Annotated in this window: 12 protein-coding genes; 7 read left to right on the top strand and 5 right to left on the bottom strand. The window is 53.1% G+C overall.

Annotated elements, in window-relative coordinates:
• Positions 1-2 precede the first annotated feature (2 nt).
• The 5 genes from HNQ92_RS24065 to HNQ92_RS24085 all read right to left on the bottom strand — a co-directional run bounded on the left by HNQ92_RS24065 (position 3) and on the right by HNQ92_RS24085 (position 5317).
• A complete protein-coding gene (locus HNQ92_RS24065; RefSeq protein ID WP_184178220.1) occupies positions 3-626 on the bottom strand; it encodes a hypothetical protein in 624 nt (207 codons plus the stop codon).
• The gene (locus HNQ92_RS24070; protein WP_184178222.1) at positions 613-1107 is read right to left on the bottom strand and encodes an RNA polymerase sigma factor; all 495 of its coding nucleotides are present in this window, start codon (positions 1105-1107) and stop codon (positions 613-615) included. The genes HNQ92_RS24065 and HNQ92_RS24070 overlap by 14 nt, the downstream gene beginning before the upstream one ends.
• Before the next feature lie 18 nt (positions 1108-1125).
• Positions 1126-1983: an alpha/beta fold hydrolase gene (locus tag HNQ92_RS24075; RefSeq protein ID WP_184178224.1), complete on the bottom strand. Its 858-nt coding sequence runs from the start codon at positions 1981-1983 to the stop codon at positions 1126-1128.
• A gap of 127 nt (positions 1984-2110) precedes the next feature.
• Positions 2111-3472 carry a purple acid phosphatase family protein gene (locus tag HNQ92_RS24080; RefSeq protein ID WP_184178226.1) on the bottom strand — a complete coding sequence of 454 codons (1362 nt, stop codon included), beginning with the start codon at positions 3470-3472 and terminating at the stop codon, positions 2111-2113.
• A 171-nt stretch (positions 3473-3643) separates the two neighbouring features.
• Positions 3644-5317 (bottom strand): amidohydrolase, encoded by a 1674-nt coding sequence (locus HNQ92_RS24085; RefSeq protein WP_184178228.1) that lies wholly within the window; start codon positions 5315-5317, stop codon positions 3644-3646.
• Positions 5318-5622: 305 nt separating this feature from the next.
• On the opposite strand from HNQ92_RS24085, the gene HNQ92_RS24090 reads away from it, so the two are divergent.
• From HNQ92_RS24090 to HNQ92_RS24120, 7 genes are all read left to right on the top strand, one after another.
• Entirely contained in the window at positions 5623-6336 is a 714-nt protein-coding gene (locus tag HNQ92_RS24090) for a hypothetical protein (RefSeq protein ID WP_184178230.1), read from the top strand.
• Positions 6337-6691: 355 nt separating this feature from the next.
• A complete protein-coding gene (locus HNQ92_RS24095; RefSeq protein WP_184178232.1) occupies positions 6692-7363 on the top strand; it encodes an RNA polymerase sigma-70 factor in 672 nt (223 codons plus the stop codon).
• 58 nt (positions 7364-7421) lie between these two features.
• Entirely contained in the window at positions 7422-8414 is a 993-nt protein-coding gene (locus HNQ92_RS24100) for a FecR family protein (protein WP_184178234.1), read from the top strand.
• Positions 8415-8419: 5 nt separating this feature from the next.
• Complete coding sequence (locus HNQ92_RS24105) at positions 8420-12031, top strand: SusC/RagA family TonB-linked outer membrane protein (protein WP_184178236.1); 3612 nt, start codon at positions 8420-8422, stop codon at positions 12029-12031.
• A 45-nt stretch (positions 12032-12076) separates the two neighbouring features.
• Positions 12077-13480: a RagB/SusD family nutrient uptake outer membrane protein gene (locus HNQ92_RS24110; protein ID WP_184178238.1), complete on the top strand. Its 1404-nt coding sequence runs from the start codon at positions 12077-12079 to the stop codon at positions 13478-13480.
• 104 nt (positions 13481-13584) lie between these two features.
• Entirely contained in the window at positions 13585-16080 is a 2496-nt protein-coding gene (locus tag HNQ92_RS24115) for a PIG-L family deacetylase (protein ID WP_184178240.1), read from the top strand.
• Positions 16080-17231, top strand: coding sequence for a DUF5009 domain-containing protein (locus HNQ92_RS24120; RefSeq protein WP_184178242.1), 1152 nt, complete (start codon positions 16080-16082; stop codon positions 17229-17231). The genes HNQ92_RS24115 and HNQ92_RS24120 overlap by 1 nt, the downstream gene beginning before the upstream one ends.
• Positions 17232-17250 lie beyond the last annotated feature (19 nt).

Consider the following 17250-nt stretch of genomic DNA (forward strand, 5'->3'; position numbering starts at 1 on the left):
ACTTAACTCAGGGTACTTTCTGCTTCGGAATCTGGCTCGATTTGCTGCTGCAATTTTTTGAGGTTATCCATAATTTCTTCCAGCCGGGCGTACTCCTTGCGCAGGGTGCGTCGGCCCAGCACGAAGTAGGCAAATAGGATCCAGCCCAGCGTAACGCTGCACAGCACGATTTTGTAAACCAACGAAAAGTACGGCAGAAACTCCAGGTAGTATAGCCCCAGCGCCGCGCTCAGCGCCAGTGTATACAGCGGACCATTGTACCGAACCAACCGCCGCCGAAACTGGTAGTAAGCCTCCCACTGCCGCAAGTGCTCCGCTGCGGGGGCGGCCACATCCAGCCGCCGCAGCCGCCGGTACACGCTCAGGTTGATGAGCCCCTGCCCCAGCGGAATCAGCGCCAGCAGGCCGGTCGCCACGTAGGTAAGGGACGACTTAAAATCACTCATAAAACCTACGCCTGCAACCCACCCGGTGGTCAGGATCAGCGCCACGGCCGACCACAGCTGCGTCCGCTCCAGCTTCCGCTGGGCCGACTGGTTGGCTTTTTTCAGGCGGGCTACGTCCAGCACGGGCGGTGGGGGCGTGGGCTGTTGCCACAATCTTTTAAAATCTTCAAACTCTTCCATAGCGGGCATAAAGGGTACTTAGTTGCTTCTTGATCCGGTGAATTCGTACGCGCAGGTTTCCTTCCGACAGGCCGATGATCTGGGCGATGTCGGCATAGGGCGTGTCTTCCAGCACCAGCCCGATGATCAGGCGGTCGGTTTCGGGGAGCTGGCTGATGCAGCGGTACAAAGTACCCAGCGCGCTTTCGGGCTCGTGGGGCTCGTCGGCCAGGTGCTCGGCGTGCCGTTCCGTAAGCTCGGTGGTGGGGCGGGCCTTGGCGGCTCGGAGGTGATACAGGCAGGTATTGACCGCAATCCGGTACAGCCAGGTACTGAGCTGGGCGTCGCCCCGAAAGCGTGATAGGTTCTCCCAGACTTTTATAAAAGTCTCCTGTGCCAGGTCCTGCGCCTGCGGGTAGTCTCCCGTGTACCCCAGGCACAGCTTAAGTACCTTGGGGTAGTAGGTGGCATAAAGGGCGTCAAACGAAGCGGATGCGTTCATGAGGTACGTGGGGGTACTTTACAAACTACCCAAAAAAGCATCGATTTGTTGGTAAAACCAGGCCGGTTCGTCGTACATGATGAAGTGCTTGGCCTGGGCCACCACGATGGTTTTGTGGGGCAGCGTGCGGTACTGCTCGCCCAGAATCCGCTCGGTGGTCTGCGGGCTGTTGAAGTACAAACTACCCAGCACCAGCGTGGGAGCCGTGATACGGGCCAGGTTGGGCCGCAGGTCGGTCAGGCTTAGCTCCACGATGGTATAGCCCAGCGTTTTGCGGTCGCTCAGAGCGGCCCAGCGCGCAATCTGCCGCGCCCGGCTGCTATCCCGTACCTGCGTCAGCATGGCCCGGGCCTGGTTTTGCTCAAAGGACGAGTCCGGCAGGCTGACGAAGTTCTGCGCCACGGTTTCCGCGTTGTACATGGGTAGCTGCCGCAGCGAGTCGGCCCGCACGTTGGGGTTCATCATCGCCGCCAGGAAAGGTACCCCGTCCACGCAAATGACTTTGGAAAACAGCTCCGGCTCCGTACTGCTCACCCACAGGCTCATGAAAGCCCCCAGGCTGTGGCCCATCAGCACGGGCTTGTGCAGGTTTTTGGCTTTTACGTAGGCCATGATCTGGTCCCGGACGGTCTGTAGAATAGGCTGCTCAATGGGCGGTACTCCCGCGTAACCCGCCAGCGTGAGCACGTGGCACTCGTAGCGGTCTTTGAGGTGTTCGACGGTTTCGCGCCATACCTCGCCGCTGCACGAGTAGCCCGGAATCAGGAGCAGGGGCTGGCCTTGGCCCGTCACCTCCACGGTGAAGGCGGTAGGCTGGGCGTAACCCGCCCGAAGTACTATAACAAACAACAGTATAGAAAAAAGAAACTTTTGCATGATCGTGAAAAGGATAAATCGTGGTTGATGTCCGCCTGGGAGGGCCCATCCCGGGGCGGTGATTTATCCTTACGATACGGGCAGGGGTTGTTTGTTACAGGGCTAGCAATTTTTTTTGTATTAAAAACTACCTGGTTTTCTGAAGGTACTTGTCCCGATCTGCTTCGTAGGTAGCCACGACTTCTTTTTTATAACGGGTCGTAAAATCCGGCGGTGGTAGCAGCGACTGGGGGCCCAGCTTAGTTCCTAGGGCAAATTGCAGCCCTCCTTTTTTAGCCTTTGAAACCGTGAATTCGTCATACACTTCCCCTACGGCCGTTTTGGCTACGTAATGAAGGGCGGTGGGGGTTACGTTTATTTCCTGGTACAGTTGAAGCGAAGTACCTGCCCGCTCCATCCAATCCGTAAAGCGGATCGCATTTTGGTAAGGCCCCGAAACGCTAACGACATAGACGGGCCATTTCCCTTCCATACGGCCCCGGGCGTATACGTGTTCATGTCCCGTCAGCACCAACGGTACTTGGTAGCGCTCGTAGAGCGCCTTAAATTCCGGAAACCGAACTCCCGCCTCCCGGTTTCGCGCCAGCTGCTCCATGGAGTAGTGATGCATCACAATAACCCAGTCGCCCCGAAATTCCTTGAGGCGGTCTTCCAACCAGCTTAGCATAGCTTGGGTACCTGGCTTATCAATGGGATAACGACACAAGTTCAGGGAGACAAGCCGTACATTGTTATAATCCACGAAGTAGGTCTCTTCTTCGTGCCCCGGGGGTCCATTTTGGGGAAAAGCGAAATTGAGCCGCCAGTGCTTGGTCAGGTAGTCTGGCGAGCCCGCCGTGGCATATTCGTGGTTGCCGGGGGTAGCCAGGAGCGGGTAGTTTTGGAAAATCCAGCCTCCCGCCGGAAAGAACTCGTTCCAATTCTCCCGGTTTAACGCGCCTCGGTGAACCAGATCACCCCCAAACAGCAGAAATTTGGCGTCGGGTTTATCCCGTAGGGCTTGTCGGATCGTGCGGCTTCCCAGAGAATAAATATCCCGCTGGACATCGCCAAAATACAGAAACGAGAACGGTTCGTTCTTTCCGGAGGCGGTCTTAAATTCGGCCCATTCCGACCAGTACTCCCCATACCCAACGCGGTAGCTATATCGGGTTTGGGGACGTAGACGCTCAATGTTGATACTATGATGGTTCCAGGTTCCGTCGTCGGCCCGGTGAGGCTCCGTTTGGGCCTTCATCCGTTGTACGCGTTCCCGAAAAAAAGGCGTTGCGGTGGCCTCACAGTATTCGATGTAACTCTGGCGGGTCGTATCGTGGGTGCGCCAGCTAAAAGATTGGCTCGTACTGGGGTCTGTTTCCCAGGAAACAGAAAGATGATGCGGGTATAAAAAGGAAAGAGAGGAAACCGGGGCTTCAGTGTTTTCCCGAAGGGCCATGAGCCCTACGCCCACGGCAGCCACCAACAAGCCTGCTAGAAAAACATTCTTCATCGTAAAGAGCTATAAATTAGTGGAGTCTTCTTTTTTCGTACTAAGCCAAACCCGCTTCGAGTGGCTTTTCGACCCTTTCTAATACATAGTCTAAAAACAAAAAATAAGGCTATTGCCAGCAGCACAATAGCCTTAAAAAAACGGATTACCCAACCAAGCCTAGCAGTCCCGCTACTTCCCCTTGGCCTCCATTTCCTTGAGCTTGGCTTTTTGGGCGTCGCTCAGGGTAGGGTACTCGATGCCCAGCTGCTCAAGGTAGGTTTTGTACTTCGCAGGATCGTAATAGTACTTCTGGAGCTCGGGCTTGAAGGTCGCCATCGTTTCGCGGTTCAGGTGTACGGCCGGGTTGTCTTTGGGCCCCACCAGCGGCGTGTACTGAATCTCCTTCGTTTGTTCATCGCGGAAGTAGGCCGTCGCGGCTTTCAATACTTCGGGCTTTAGCAGCAAGTCCAGCAGGGTCATGGCCTCTACCTTGGCCCCCGCCACGATGCCCTTGTGTGCAATGGGCGTGGCCATCGAGATGGCGTTGGACCAGTGGTGGCCCGGCAAGCCCGGAATGTTGGAAGGGTACCTTAGCACCACCGTCGGCAGTGACCACGAAATATCGGCGATGTCGTCGGAGCCGCCACCCACTGAGCGCATCCCCTGCCCGCCCATAGCCGTGACGGGCGCATCGGCCGGCAAGCCGATGGTATCCAGCTTAATAGCCAGGCCGTCTATTTTGGCGGCTTCCATTTCGATTTGGGCCGCTTTGGCCAGGAGTTGGTCTTTTTCGTCCCAGACAGGCAGGCCCACGTGCTTGCTGTTTTGGTACACGGCCTCGGCGATGGGCTTGTTGAAGTGCCCCGGCCAGGCCGAGCCCAGGATTTCGTAGCTAAATTTCGTGTCGGTCATCAGGGCCGCCCCCTCGGCCATTTTCACGCCCGTTTCAAATAATTTTTTGATCTTGGGGTAGCTGCGCTCCCGGAAGTAGTACCAGACCGACGCCTTGGAAGGTACCACATTGGGCTGGTCGCCACCGTCGGGAATGACGTAGTGCGAGCGCTGGGTGAGCTCCAGGTGCTCACGGCGGTAGTTCCAGCCGATGTTCATCAGCTCCACGGCATCCAGCGCGCTTTTGCCGCGCCAAGGCGCTCCGGCGGCGTGCGCCGCCTGGCCTTCAAAGGTAAACTTCACCGAGATGAGTCCGTTGTTGCCCGCGTCGCCGTAGCCCACGCTCAGGTTGTTGCCGACGTGGGTAAAAATGCAGGCGTCGACGTCTTTGAAGTACCCATCGCGCACGTAGAAGGCCTTGGCTCCCACCAGTTCTTCGGCCACGCCCGGCCAGAGCATCAAGGTACCTGGTATCTTATCCCGCTCCATGATGTCCTTCACGGCCAGGGCCGAAATGATGTTCAGCGCCTGCCCGGAGTTGTGCCCCTCGCCGTGGCCGGGCGCTCCTTCTACCATGGGGTCGTGGTAGGCTACGCCGGGTTTCTGGCTGGCCTTGGGAATGCAGTCTACGTCGGAGCCCAGCGCGATGAGTGGCTTGCCGCTACCCCAGGTGGCGATCCAGGCGGTAGGCATACCGGCAATGCCCCGCTGGACGGTAAAGCCGTTTTTTTCCAGGAGCTCGGTGAGGTACCTGAAGGTTTCTTCTTCCTGAAAGCCCAGCTCCGCAAAGCTAAATAGCCGGTCGTTGATTTCCTGACCCAGCTTAGCCCGCTGCTCCACGCCCGCTACGGCCTGCTGCTTGAGCTTCTCGAGCGGATCAGCGGGTACTTTGGCGTTGCGTTTGCCCTGGGCCAAACAGGCCGGCGAAAGTACCCAGCTTCCCAGTAGTAGAACCAGTACTACTCTTTTCATAAAAAGTCGCTTTTCGTTTACGTTAAGAGATTGATCCCTATCAAGTTGTACTTTTTTTAAATAAGAAACAACGGCAAAGCTGCGAGGAAAGCCAAAATACTTGGGTAGTGCTACAAAGTACCATTTTAGTACCAATCCGTTCGGTAATACTGTACGATTCCGCCCCAGCCCGTATAACTATTTGAGGATAAAATTTCACACAAAAGCTACCTGAATGAACGTACCTGCCTACACGAAGCGGGGAACGCTAATTATAAGTACCTCTCACTACGACCCGTTACAGCACTTAAAACAAGCCAGAAATCATGAAACGTTTACCGTTACTAAATTGGGTACTGCTCAGTGTGGGGGTACTTAGCTTTGCATCCTGCCGGACGGTCTACGCTCCCAATGCCATCAACACGCCGCTTTTTCAGGAGCGGGGCGAGTCAAAAATCACACTGGCTACCAATAACCTACAGGCGGCCACGGCGGTCTCCGACCACATCGGAATCATGGCCAATGGGTACTTCAATGCGTTCACGAGCGACGACCGCGCTTTCCGCAACAACGGCTACGGCCTCGAGGCGGGCGTGGGGGTATTTGGGAGCAACGAAAACCGGATCAGTTACGAGGCCTACGGAGGTGTGGGCTTCTTGAACGTGAAAATCCGGGAAAACAACGACGCCAAGAACTTCCGGGCGCAGGGTACCAAGTTTTTTATCCAGCCCGCCGTCGGCTGGGTCAATCCCTACTTTGAGGTGGCCTTCAGCCCGCGCCTATCGGTGGTGAAGTACGGTACGCCGGAGCTCTCGGGCTACACGGCCCAGGAGCAAGCCGACTACTACTTCAATACGTTGGCCGATGCGCCGCACGCCTTCATTGAGCCCACATTGATCCTGCGGGGTGGCTACCGCTGGGTGAAGGTACAGGCGCAGTTTGGCCGCTCGCTGAAGCTCACCAAAAATAACCTCAACTACGACGACAATGTAGGGAGCGTGGGACTGATTTTTAACCTGGCCCGCTGGTATCGTGATTGACCTTCACCCCGACCTATAAGGCGCGGCCATTCCCTTACCGCCAACGGCCCTAGACCGTTTGGACCTGAGCGAGCGCCATTGGCTGAACACCTGACCGTAGCCTGGTGAGCATCCCCGTAGGAAATTTCTACGGGGATTTTCTTTGGTAACATTAAAAATGCAAATCGTCTGCGCTTCATAAAAATTTTAAAAATAAGGATTTTATTTTGAAATAATTTTGTAAAAATTATACTACTCCACATTATATTCTATATTAAGAACATATAGCAAATTTTATTCTAAGTTAGCATAGGGAAAAACCTCTTTCACTTGTCTAGGGGAGCACAACCCACTCTGGACACTGAAAAGAGCTACGATGACATTGACTATCAGGCAAAAAAATAGCTTATCGGCAGGGATTGCGGCCTCGGAAGAACCGTTTTTGCCAAGCCAGCCCTTCGCCACCATCACTCCCGATGACGAGCGGTTGCTGAGAGAAACCTTTGCCACCCATCCGCAAGAGGGGTGTGCATTACTCTTTAATCGATACTACGAAAGCCTGTGCAGTCACGCCATTCGGTTTGTACACTCCAAGGAGATTGCCGAGGACATTGTTTCAGAACTTTTTGCCGCTTTTTGGCAGGATCGCATTTTTGAACAAATTACCAGTTCCTACCGTGCCTACCTCTACAAGGCCGTGCGCTTTCGGGCCTATAACTATTTAAAGTGGCAGCTCAAACGCAACGATTCGCTGGATTCGATCCACACGCCGCTGACGGCTCAAACCGTGAGCCCGGACGAAGCCCTACAATATACGGAGCTGCACCAGCGGGTAGAAAAAATAATTCAACAACTGCCACCCCAATGCCGCCGGGCCTATTTGCTCAAACGGGTGGAGGGAAAAAAATACGAGGAAATTGCCAGCGAGCTTCAGATCAGCGCCAAAGCGGTGGAGGCGCTCGTGAGCCGGGCCTTGTTTAAACTCCGCAAAGAACTGAAAGACAACTGGCTTCTGAGTATTCCGCTTGTGTTGGCGATCGGATCCTGAACCCCTGAATTACGCCGTATCCAACCATTTATTTCCTTTTACAGCAATACCAAGCTACATGAGAGAATCAGTCACGAAGCAACTTCTGTTCGACTTTTTTGATGGGAATACCACCTGCGTTCAGCGCAAGCTCGTGGAAGAGTGGTTGGGGAGTAGTTCGGCCCATGAAGAACTGTTTTACCAGTACCTGGACGAATGGGAAAGGAAAGGTCCCCAGTTTTTCCCTGACGGAGAGCGGGCCCGACAAACCTACCATGCCCTGCTAAACGGTCGTACTTCCGCTGTTAAGCCCCTCGAACTCGTCCCTCCACCGCCCCGACAATTGAACCGGGCGTGGGCGCTCCGGTTAGCGGTGGCAGCCACTGTACTGCTCACGGCGTTCTTCTTCCGCTCGCCCCTGCTCTATCGTTCCTACGAATCAGCCCCCGGAGAACCGTATGCCTTTGCCCTGCCCGACGGCTCGCAGGTAACACTGAACGCCAATTCCTGCCTGCGGGTGCCCCGCTTTTCCTTTGGTCACCCGGTACGGGAAGTACAACTTACGGGCGAAGCCGAGTTTAGCGTCACGCACACCCAAGACCACACGCCGTTTCGGGTATGGATGGACGACAACTACCAAATCGACGTATTGGGCACCGAGTTTACCGCCTACTCGCGCGAGCGGGGCAAACGGGTGTACTTAAAAGAAGGGAAAGTTAAACTCCTTCTTCCCAAAGGAGAGCAAATTTATCTCAAACCCGGCCATTGTTTTTCTTCCAGTCCAGGTGGCGAATTTTCGGTGAGTATACCCGAGCAGCCGCAGGCACTGACCGCCTGGAAAGAGCAGGCATTTTACTTTGACAACACGTTGCTTTCGGAAGTGGTCGAACAAATCAAAGAGCGCTTTGCGATCACGATCCGTATCCGTGAACAAGCCTTGGCAAACCGCCGGATTGGTGGCATGTACCGCGCCAAAAACGCCGACGAACTGCTGGGCATTTTATCCGAATTACTGGACATGACAATTACCAAAAAATCAGGTTACATCGAATTGAGCACTACCAAACCTTAGAATCTATGAAAAGTAAAGTTTTACAACATGGGCTGCTGGGGCTGTTGGCCTTCCTTCCCCTGGGAACAGCCTCCCTGAGTGCCGCCACGCAGGATATAACGTATGTGCGCAAAACAACGCTTCGCCGCACCGCTGAACACCGGGTGGCTCAGAGCCAGAAGCTGAAAGATGCGCTGCTCGAATTGGGCCGGAAACACCAGGTTGATATTCTTTTTGAAGAATCTACGCTGGCAGACATCTATGTACAACCGGAAGACAGGTCAACCGACAAGGGACTGGAAAAAAAATTAGAACAGTTACTGTTTCCCAATGGGCTAACTTATCGAAAAATGAGTAAAAGTGCCTATCTAATCTGGAAAAAGAGTGCCGAAGCGGAGAGTTGGGCCATTCCCAGATCAACCTCGGCCACGACGCAAAACAAACTCGTGTTTGAACAAGTGACTCCGCTCCAACGGCTGCAAAGCCCAGGGGCCGTGGATCGCGAACTAACCGGAAAGATTACCGATGAAAAAAACGAAGGGCTGCCCGGTGTCAGTGTGCTTATTAAGGGTACCAACAAGGGGGCTATTTCGGATCAAAATGGGGTCTATTCCATTAGCCTTCCGGACCAGCCAACTATTCTGGTTTTTTCTTTCATTGGCTATTTAAGTAAGGAACTAACCGTAACCTCCCAAAGCCTCCTCAACGTGCAGCTAGTTCCTTCAATCAACAACCTGAGCGAAGTGATGGTGGTGGGCTACGGCACGCAGCGTAAAGGCGATATTACGGGCTCGATTGGTTCGATTTCGGCCAGAAACATTCGGGAAATTCAGGTAACGAACTTTGAAAACGCCCTTCAGGGTCAGATTGCGGGCGTGCAGGTACAGGAACCCAGCGGCGAGCCCGGTGCCGCCACCACCATTCGGGTAAGAGGCCTGGGGTCCGTATCGGCCGGTAACGAACCCCTGTACGTCATTGACGGTTTTCCAGCCACCAAGAATATGGATCCCGGCATTCAGGGGGATATTACCCGCCGGACTACGGCCTTCGCCCTGCCCGCCTCTAATCCGCTCGGAACGATCAATCCCAATGATATCGAGTCCATTGAGGTATTGAAAGACGCTTCGGCGGCCGCTATTTATGGCTCGAGAGGTTCCAACGGCGTGATTTTGATCACCACTAAAAAAGGGAAGCTCAACACCAAACCTGTCGTCGGATTTGATGCCTACTTTGGTGTTCAAAGTGTGGCTAAAAAAGTAAACCTGATGAATTCGGAGCAGTTGACGGCCTACGTAAAGGACTCCAAAAATAATGCCTACTTACAGGATGTGCCCGGGGCCAATGTCAACGACGATAATGCCACTCGCTATACCAAAACCACCAACGGAAGCTATTTTATTCCCGATGATTATGCCAATCCGGACGGAACTGATACCGACTGGCAGGATTTGATTTTTAATACGGCCCCCGTCCAAAGCTATAACGCGTCCGTCTCGGGCGGTAGCGAGTTTGTAAACTATTATTTCTCGGGCGGCTACTTCAATCAAAAGGGCATCATTGATCGCAGTGGATTTGAACGGTATAGCTTTCGGATAAATCTGGAGGCACAGCCGGTAAAAAGACTAAAAATTGGACTCGGGCTGAGTCCTTCTTTTACCAATACAGATCGTTCGCCGGCGGGAGCACCCTACTTTGCGGATCCTCCGGGTATCGTGTATTCGGCTCTGGTAACCTCCCCTACCGTGAAACCTTACCTGCCTGACGGCAGCATCAACCAAACCGATAATCAGTCGCACCTCTTTACCGAAACCGGACGAGGAGCCAACATGACCGCTTCAAGCAACCCCTTGGCGATCATTAAATACGTAACGGACGACCTCAAACAGTTTCGCACCTTTGGAAATGTGTATGCCGAATACGAGATGCTGGACGGTCTGACCTATAAACTCTATACAGGTATTGATGTAAACAGCTACAATCGTTCCTTTTACATGGCCCGGGCGTTTCTTAACCGAGCCGCCACCGTAGGTGATCCTTATGCGCAGTCCAATGCGTCTCTCAACTACAACTGGCTGACAGAAAATACATTGTCTTATACTAAAACCATTGGACAGGTACACCACATCTCGGCGGTAGTGGGTTACACCGCCCAAAAGGACCGGTTGGATGCCAATCAGGTATATGCCCAAAATCATCCCGACGATCTATCACCCACCATCAGCGGCGGGCAGGTAACGAGCGGCGGCGATAACCGGCAGGAGTGGTCACTGGTTTCGGCACTGGCGCGGGTCAACTATTCGTTTCGGGATAAATACCTGCTCACCGCCACAATTCGTTCCGACCGCTCCTCGCGTTTTGGAGCAGGAAATAAAACCGGAACGTTCCCGTCCGTTTCCGCCGGATGGCGCGTTTCGGAAGAATCGTTTATGAAGGGGGTGACGGCCGTCAGCGATCTGAAATTTCGAGGAAGCTGGGGACAAACGGGTAACTTCCTGATTCCTAACTATGCAGCCATTGGTCTCCTAAGCACTTACAATTATATTTTTAACAATGTGCTCACCAACGGCATAGCACCTTCCAGCATCAGCAACGAAAACCTGACCTGGGAAAAAACCACGCAGGTTGATTTAGGCCTGGATTTTGGGCTTTTCCGTGAGCGGATTTACATCTCGGCGGATTGGTACCGAAAGCTTACATCAGATCTGCTGCTTAATGTGCAGGTTCCGGCCGCGGTTGGCTTTTCTACAGCCTTGCAAAACATTGGTGAAGTGGAAAACAAAGGTTTTGAGCTGACCATTAGTAGCCGTAATCTTGTCGGTGCTTTTGGCTGGACCACCGATTTTAACTTTTCGGTCAATAAAAACGAAGTACTTAAACTCGGACCCACCGGCGACCCTATTTTGAGTTCGGGTGGTGCGGGCATCCGGCACATTACGGCTATTGGATCCCCTATTGGTAGCTACTTCGGTTACGTAGTGGAGGGGATTTATCAAAGTCAGGCCGAAGTTGACGCAGCCCCCAAGGACGCCCTGGCGCCGGCCGCCCGTGCGGGAGACTTCAAGTTCAAGGACGTGAACGGAGACGGTAAAATTGACGCGGCCGACCGTACTGTCATCGGTAACTATCAGCCGGATTTCATGTGGGGAATTACCAATCGATTCCGTTTCAAAGGAGTAGACCTGAGCGTTTTCTTCCAGGGTGTAGAAGGCTCTAAAATCTTGAACCTGACCCGACGCCACCTGGGCAACGGCGAGGCTGCCACCAACTCCTACGCCGACTGGACAGAACGATGGATTTCGGCCGAAAATCCGGGCAATGGCAAAATCCCGCGCGCGGACCGGCTCTCCGATCTGCACAGCGGAAACAACCGGCCGTCCACGTTTCAGGTCGAAGACGGCTCGTACTTTCGACTCCGCAGCATTTCGCTGGGCTATACATTCCCCAAAACCTTACTCGGTACCCGATTTCAGTCGTTGCGGGCTTACGCCTCCGGTACTAACCTGTTTACCAGTACCAAGTACATCGGGTATAACCCGGAGGTAAACAATCAGGCAGGTTTAACCGGAGTGCAGGGTGAAGACTATGGTGCTTACCCCTTATCCCGCAACATCACGTTTGGCTTGAACGTCACGTTTTGAGTTGGTTCTGCAAGAAGTAAAGGCATTTTAATAATACATAAAGATATGAAAATCAACAAATTACACCTCATAGCCCTGTTAGCCGGAGCCTTGCTCTCGTGCAGTGAGGATTTCACGAACCTTAATCCGGTTTCCCAGCGAAATGTCAACGGATTTTACCAAACCGCCGGTGACATGAACACGGCCATCAATGCAGCCTACAAAGTGCTGCAAATGAATGGTACCTATAACCAGAGTTACTGGATCATGCATGAAATGCGAACAGACAATACCGATCAGGGGCCGGACGGAACCGGCCTGGGGGCTGAACTGACGGTGATTGACAATTTTTCTGAAATATCCACGAGTGAAATCATCACGGCAGCGTATACGGATTCGTATCTGGGCATTGCCCGCAGCAACATAGTACTCAGCCGCATTGACGCCATTCCCATGGATCAGGCGATGAAGGATCGGATCAAAGGGGAAGCTCTCTTTCTACGCTCGTTGTTTTTTTACAATCTTGCCGTTTCCTTTGGTCATATTCCGATGCCACTCACCGAACCCAAATCGGCCGACGAAGGGCGGGCTCTACCGCAAGTACCCGCCGCTGAAATTTATCGTCAGATTAGCGCCGACTTGGTACAGGCCGAAGCCTTTTTACCCATCAAACACGCGGCCGCCGCAGATCTCGGTCGGGCAACCAAAGGGGCCGCGGCGGCCCTGCTCGGAAAAGTATACCTGACCGCTGGCGATAAGTCTTCGGCCGCTACCGTTCTAAAGCGCATCGTAGAGACCTACGGGTATTCGCTCATGCCCGACTACGCCACGATCTGGGGACTTGCCAATAAGAACAACCGGGAGTCAATTTTTGAAGTACAGTACCGAGGGGGAGGCACTGGGACCGGTAATGGTTTTACTAATGCTTTTTCACCCTTGCTGCGCCAAACCACCGGAGCCTATAAAAATCGGCCTACCGTAAACATGATGAACGCCTACGAACCAGGCGACGATCGGTTTTTGAAATCCATGGATACAAGCTACGTGAACTCACAGGGGACTTTACTGACCAACTCAGCCAACAACGTGCGGTTCATTACTAAATTCGGAAAAGAAAATACCTTCAATGAAAACGATGCATCGTATAACTTCATGGTCCTGCGCTATGCCGACGTATTATTGATGCTGGCCGAAGCACTCGGCGAGTCGGATGCTGCGTACGGATATATCAATCAGGTGCGAGCCCGGGCCAAACTGGCGCCGATCAGTGCGGCCACGCCCGGTACATTTGCCGATAAACTCCTACGTGAACGCCGGGTTGAACTAGCCTTTGAAAATCATCGCTGGGCCGATTTGCTGCGGTTTGGCAAAGCGACCGAGGTTATGCAAGCACAGGGCAAAACCGCCCGGCTGCTGTATTTGATCCCACAGCGGGAGCTGGATATTAATTCATCCTACAAACAAAACTAGCACTTTAAAAAGGAAACCGTCCCCTTCTCTCCAATCCGGATACACCGTAGCCCGATTAGGAGGACCCGGATCGTACTCCCTTATACCGATCTTCCGTCTATACTATGCAAAGCAACGTAATAAAAGCAGGCCTTTGGCTGCTCCTTGCCTGCGGATCGGGTTCCCTGACCGCTCAGGCCCCGCAGCGGCTCCCCTCTTCCAAATTGGCTCAGGATATTAAAAAACTCAATGTGCTCGGCAATGTACTATACATGGCTGCCCACCCCGACGACGAGAACACAACGTTTATCGGTTACATGGCCAATGAAAAGCTCTATACGACCAACTATCTGGCTTTAACCCGCGGCGACGGCGGCCAAAACCTGATTGGCCCCCAAATCCGGGAACAACTGGGTATAATCCGCACGCAGGAGCTTTTGCAGGCCCGCCGAATAGACGGCGGGCGGCAGTACTTTTCCCGCGCCAACGACTTTGGTTTTTCCAAAAATCCGCAGGAAGCATTCATGATTTGGGAAAAAGAGCAATTACTGGCTGACGCCGTATGGGTGATCCGGAAAGTAAAACCGGACGTAATCGTTACACGCTTCCCACCCGATAGCCGGGCCGGGCATGGCCATCATAGTGCGTCATCTATTCTTGCCGAGGAAGCCTTTGACGCCGCGGCTGATCCCACACGTTTTCCCGAGCAACTCAAATACGTAGCCCCCTGGCAAGCCAAACGCCTGCTGTGGAACATCAGCATGTGGTCGATTACCAACCGAGCCGAGTTTGTAAAAAATGCCGGGCAGTACCTAAAAATTGACCTCGGCGTCTATAATCCACTGCTGGGAAAATCGTACGGAGAACTATCGGCCGAAAGCCGGAGTATGCACAAAAGCCAGGGCTTTGGCTCCGTAGGCACGCGGGGAACGTCGGTAGAATATTTCCAACACACCAAAGGCGACAAAACCATGACCGACCTGTTTGAAGGCATTGACACGTCCTGGAAACGGGTAAAAGGCAGTGCCAAAATAGAACAACTGGTGCAGCGGGCCGCCAGGGAATTTGACCCGGCCAATCCTGCCGGTAGCGTACCCTTGTTGTTATCTATTCGTACGGAGCTACAAAAACTCCCGGATGGCTTCTGGAAAACCACTAAACTAGCCGATGTGCAGGAGCTCATCAAAAATGCGCTGGGTCTGTATCTAGAAGTTACGGCCCCGGAATTTGCCTATTCGCCCGGGGCTACCCTACCGCTTACGGTAGAAGCCATCAACCGCTCGTCGGTGTCTGTTTCGCTGGAAAAAATCCATTTTCCCTTTGCGACAACGGATTCTGCCATGCATACTCCCTTAGCTTATAATCAAGATCTTACCTGGGAAACCAACGCCAAAATACCGGTAACTACCCCCATTTCGCAACCCTACTGGTTACGCAAGGAAATCGGGTACGCCGGATTGTTTTCGGTGGATGATTTGCAGGAAATCGGTCAGCCGGAAAACCCACCGGTTGCCGTTGTAACTTTTGACCTGCTCGTAGCTGGACAACCCCTGCGAATGGAGGTACCGGTGGCATTCAAGAAAAAGGATCCCGTCCTGGGCGAAGTGTACCAGCCTTTGGTTATTACCCCCCCGGTATTTGCCACCATTGCACAGGAGGTATACATGTTTGACACGGCCGAACCTCGGAAGGTGGACGTAACGGTCAAAGCCGGAAAAGACAATTGTTCGGGCGACGTGCAGTTAGCGCTGCCCGAAGGATGGAGGTCCATTCCCGAAAAAATTTCGTTTGCTCTTAGGGATAAAGGTTCCGAGCAAACCGTGGAATTTCAACTTTTCCCCCCCGTTGATCCGCAGGAAGCCCGCCTGCGGGCCGTGGTGACCCTGGAAGGCCAGGAATACGATAAAAGCTTCGGTTTGATCAGCTATACGCACATTCCAGCGCAGGCGTTTTTTCCGGCTGCCTCGGCGAAAGCAGTCAAACTGAACCTGGTCAAAAAAGGCACCAATATTGGGTACATTATGGGGGCGGGAGATTTGATCCCCCAAAGCTTGCGGCAAATTGGCTACCGCGTCTCCCTGTTGGAAGATCAGGATATCACACCTGAAAAATTGGCAACATTTGATGCCGTTATCACGGGCGTTAGGGCCTATAATACCAATGAACGCATGAAACACCATCAGACGGCTTTGTTAAAATACGTCGAAAATGGCGGCAACCTGGTGGTACAGTATAATACAAATATGGGCCTTATTACTACCGAGCTGGGTCCCTACCCGTTTGAACTCACCCGGGACCGCATTACAGAAGAAACCTCAGAAGTACGACTTATCAAACCGGAAAGCGTGGTGCTGAATTCCCCCAATAAAATAACAGCTGATGACTTTAATCACTGGGTACAGGAGCGTGGGCTTTATTTTCCGCAGAATTGGGACCCTCAGTACGAGGCAATTATTTCCTCTAACGACCCTAACAGCCCACCCCTCGACGGCGGCATTTTGGTGGCTCGCTACGGTAAAGGCACCTATGTCTACACCAGTTTGTCCTGGTTTAGAGAACTACCCGCTGGCGTACCCGGGGCTTACCGACTTTTTGTAAATCTACTATCCCTTGGTGACTAGTGACAACGGCTCAATCAACCAAAATTCCGGCCAACGCGTCCTCCCGGGTAGTTCCCCAACGCCTGCAATCGCTTGATACTTTGCGGGGGTTTGACATGTTCTGGATCACCGGTGGAGGGCAGCTCGTGCATGCTCTCACCGCCGCCTCAGGCTGGGCGTGGCTGCAAAGCGTAGACCAACAGCTTCACCATCCGGAATGGCACGGATTTCGTGCCTACGACCTGATTTTCCCACTCTTTATTTTTTTAGCAGGCGTGTCTACCCCATTCTCCATGGACAGCCGCCTAGCCAACGGCCATTCACCCACTCGTTTGGCCCGCAAGGCCATACAGCGGGGGTTGATTCTGGTGGCCCTGGGTATATTGTACAACAACGGATTTTTCAAAACCGAATGGGCCCTAATGCGCTATCCAAGCGTATTAGGGCGTATAGGCCTGGCCGGAATGCTTGCGCAGCTTCTTTATATCTATTGCTCAACGCGCTGGCTGATTGCGTGGTCTGTGGGTATTTTGGTCGGGTACTGGGGCTTTATGTCCTACTTCCCGGTACCCGGCTGCGGGGCGGGTTTGCTGACCATTGAGTGCAATCCGGCCAGCTATTTTGATCAGCTCATAGTACCCGGACGGCTGCACAATAAAATTCACGACCCCGAAGGCCTGGTATCTACCCTACCCGCCATAGCCACCGGACTGTTAGGTATTTTTGCCGGTAAATTCCTGCGCCTTTCGCCCCACCAATTTACCCCCTCGCAAAAAGTATTGCTGCTTTGGACGGCCGGAATTCTGGGCATTGGCCTGGCACTAACCTGGAATTCATTTTTTCCCATCAATAAAAACATCTGGACAAGCTCCTTTGTACTCCTGACGGGCGGGTTGAGTTTTTTATTACTGGGGCTATTTTACGGGGTCATTGATGTCCTACACTTCCGTTCCTGGACGTTCTTCTTCGTGGTCATCGGCATGAACTCCATTGTGATTTACATGGTCAAAAAATTCATTGACTTTTCCTATACCGCTCAGACTCTGTTTGGGGGGTTGCTAAGCTTTTTTTCTGAGCCGGTACAAATGGTCGGGGCGGTGGTAACCTATATTCTGATTCAATGGCTATTTATGTGGATTCTGCATCGCAATAAGTTATTCTTAAAAATATAATATGCCTGGAATTCCCTTG

Source organism: Rhabdobacter roseus, from assembly GCF_014202275.1.
Taxonomy (GTDB): domain Bacteria; phylum Bacteroidota; class Bacteroidia; order Cytophagales; family Spirosomataceae; genus Rhabdobacter; species Rhabdobacter roseus.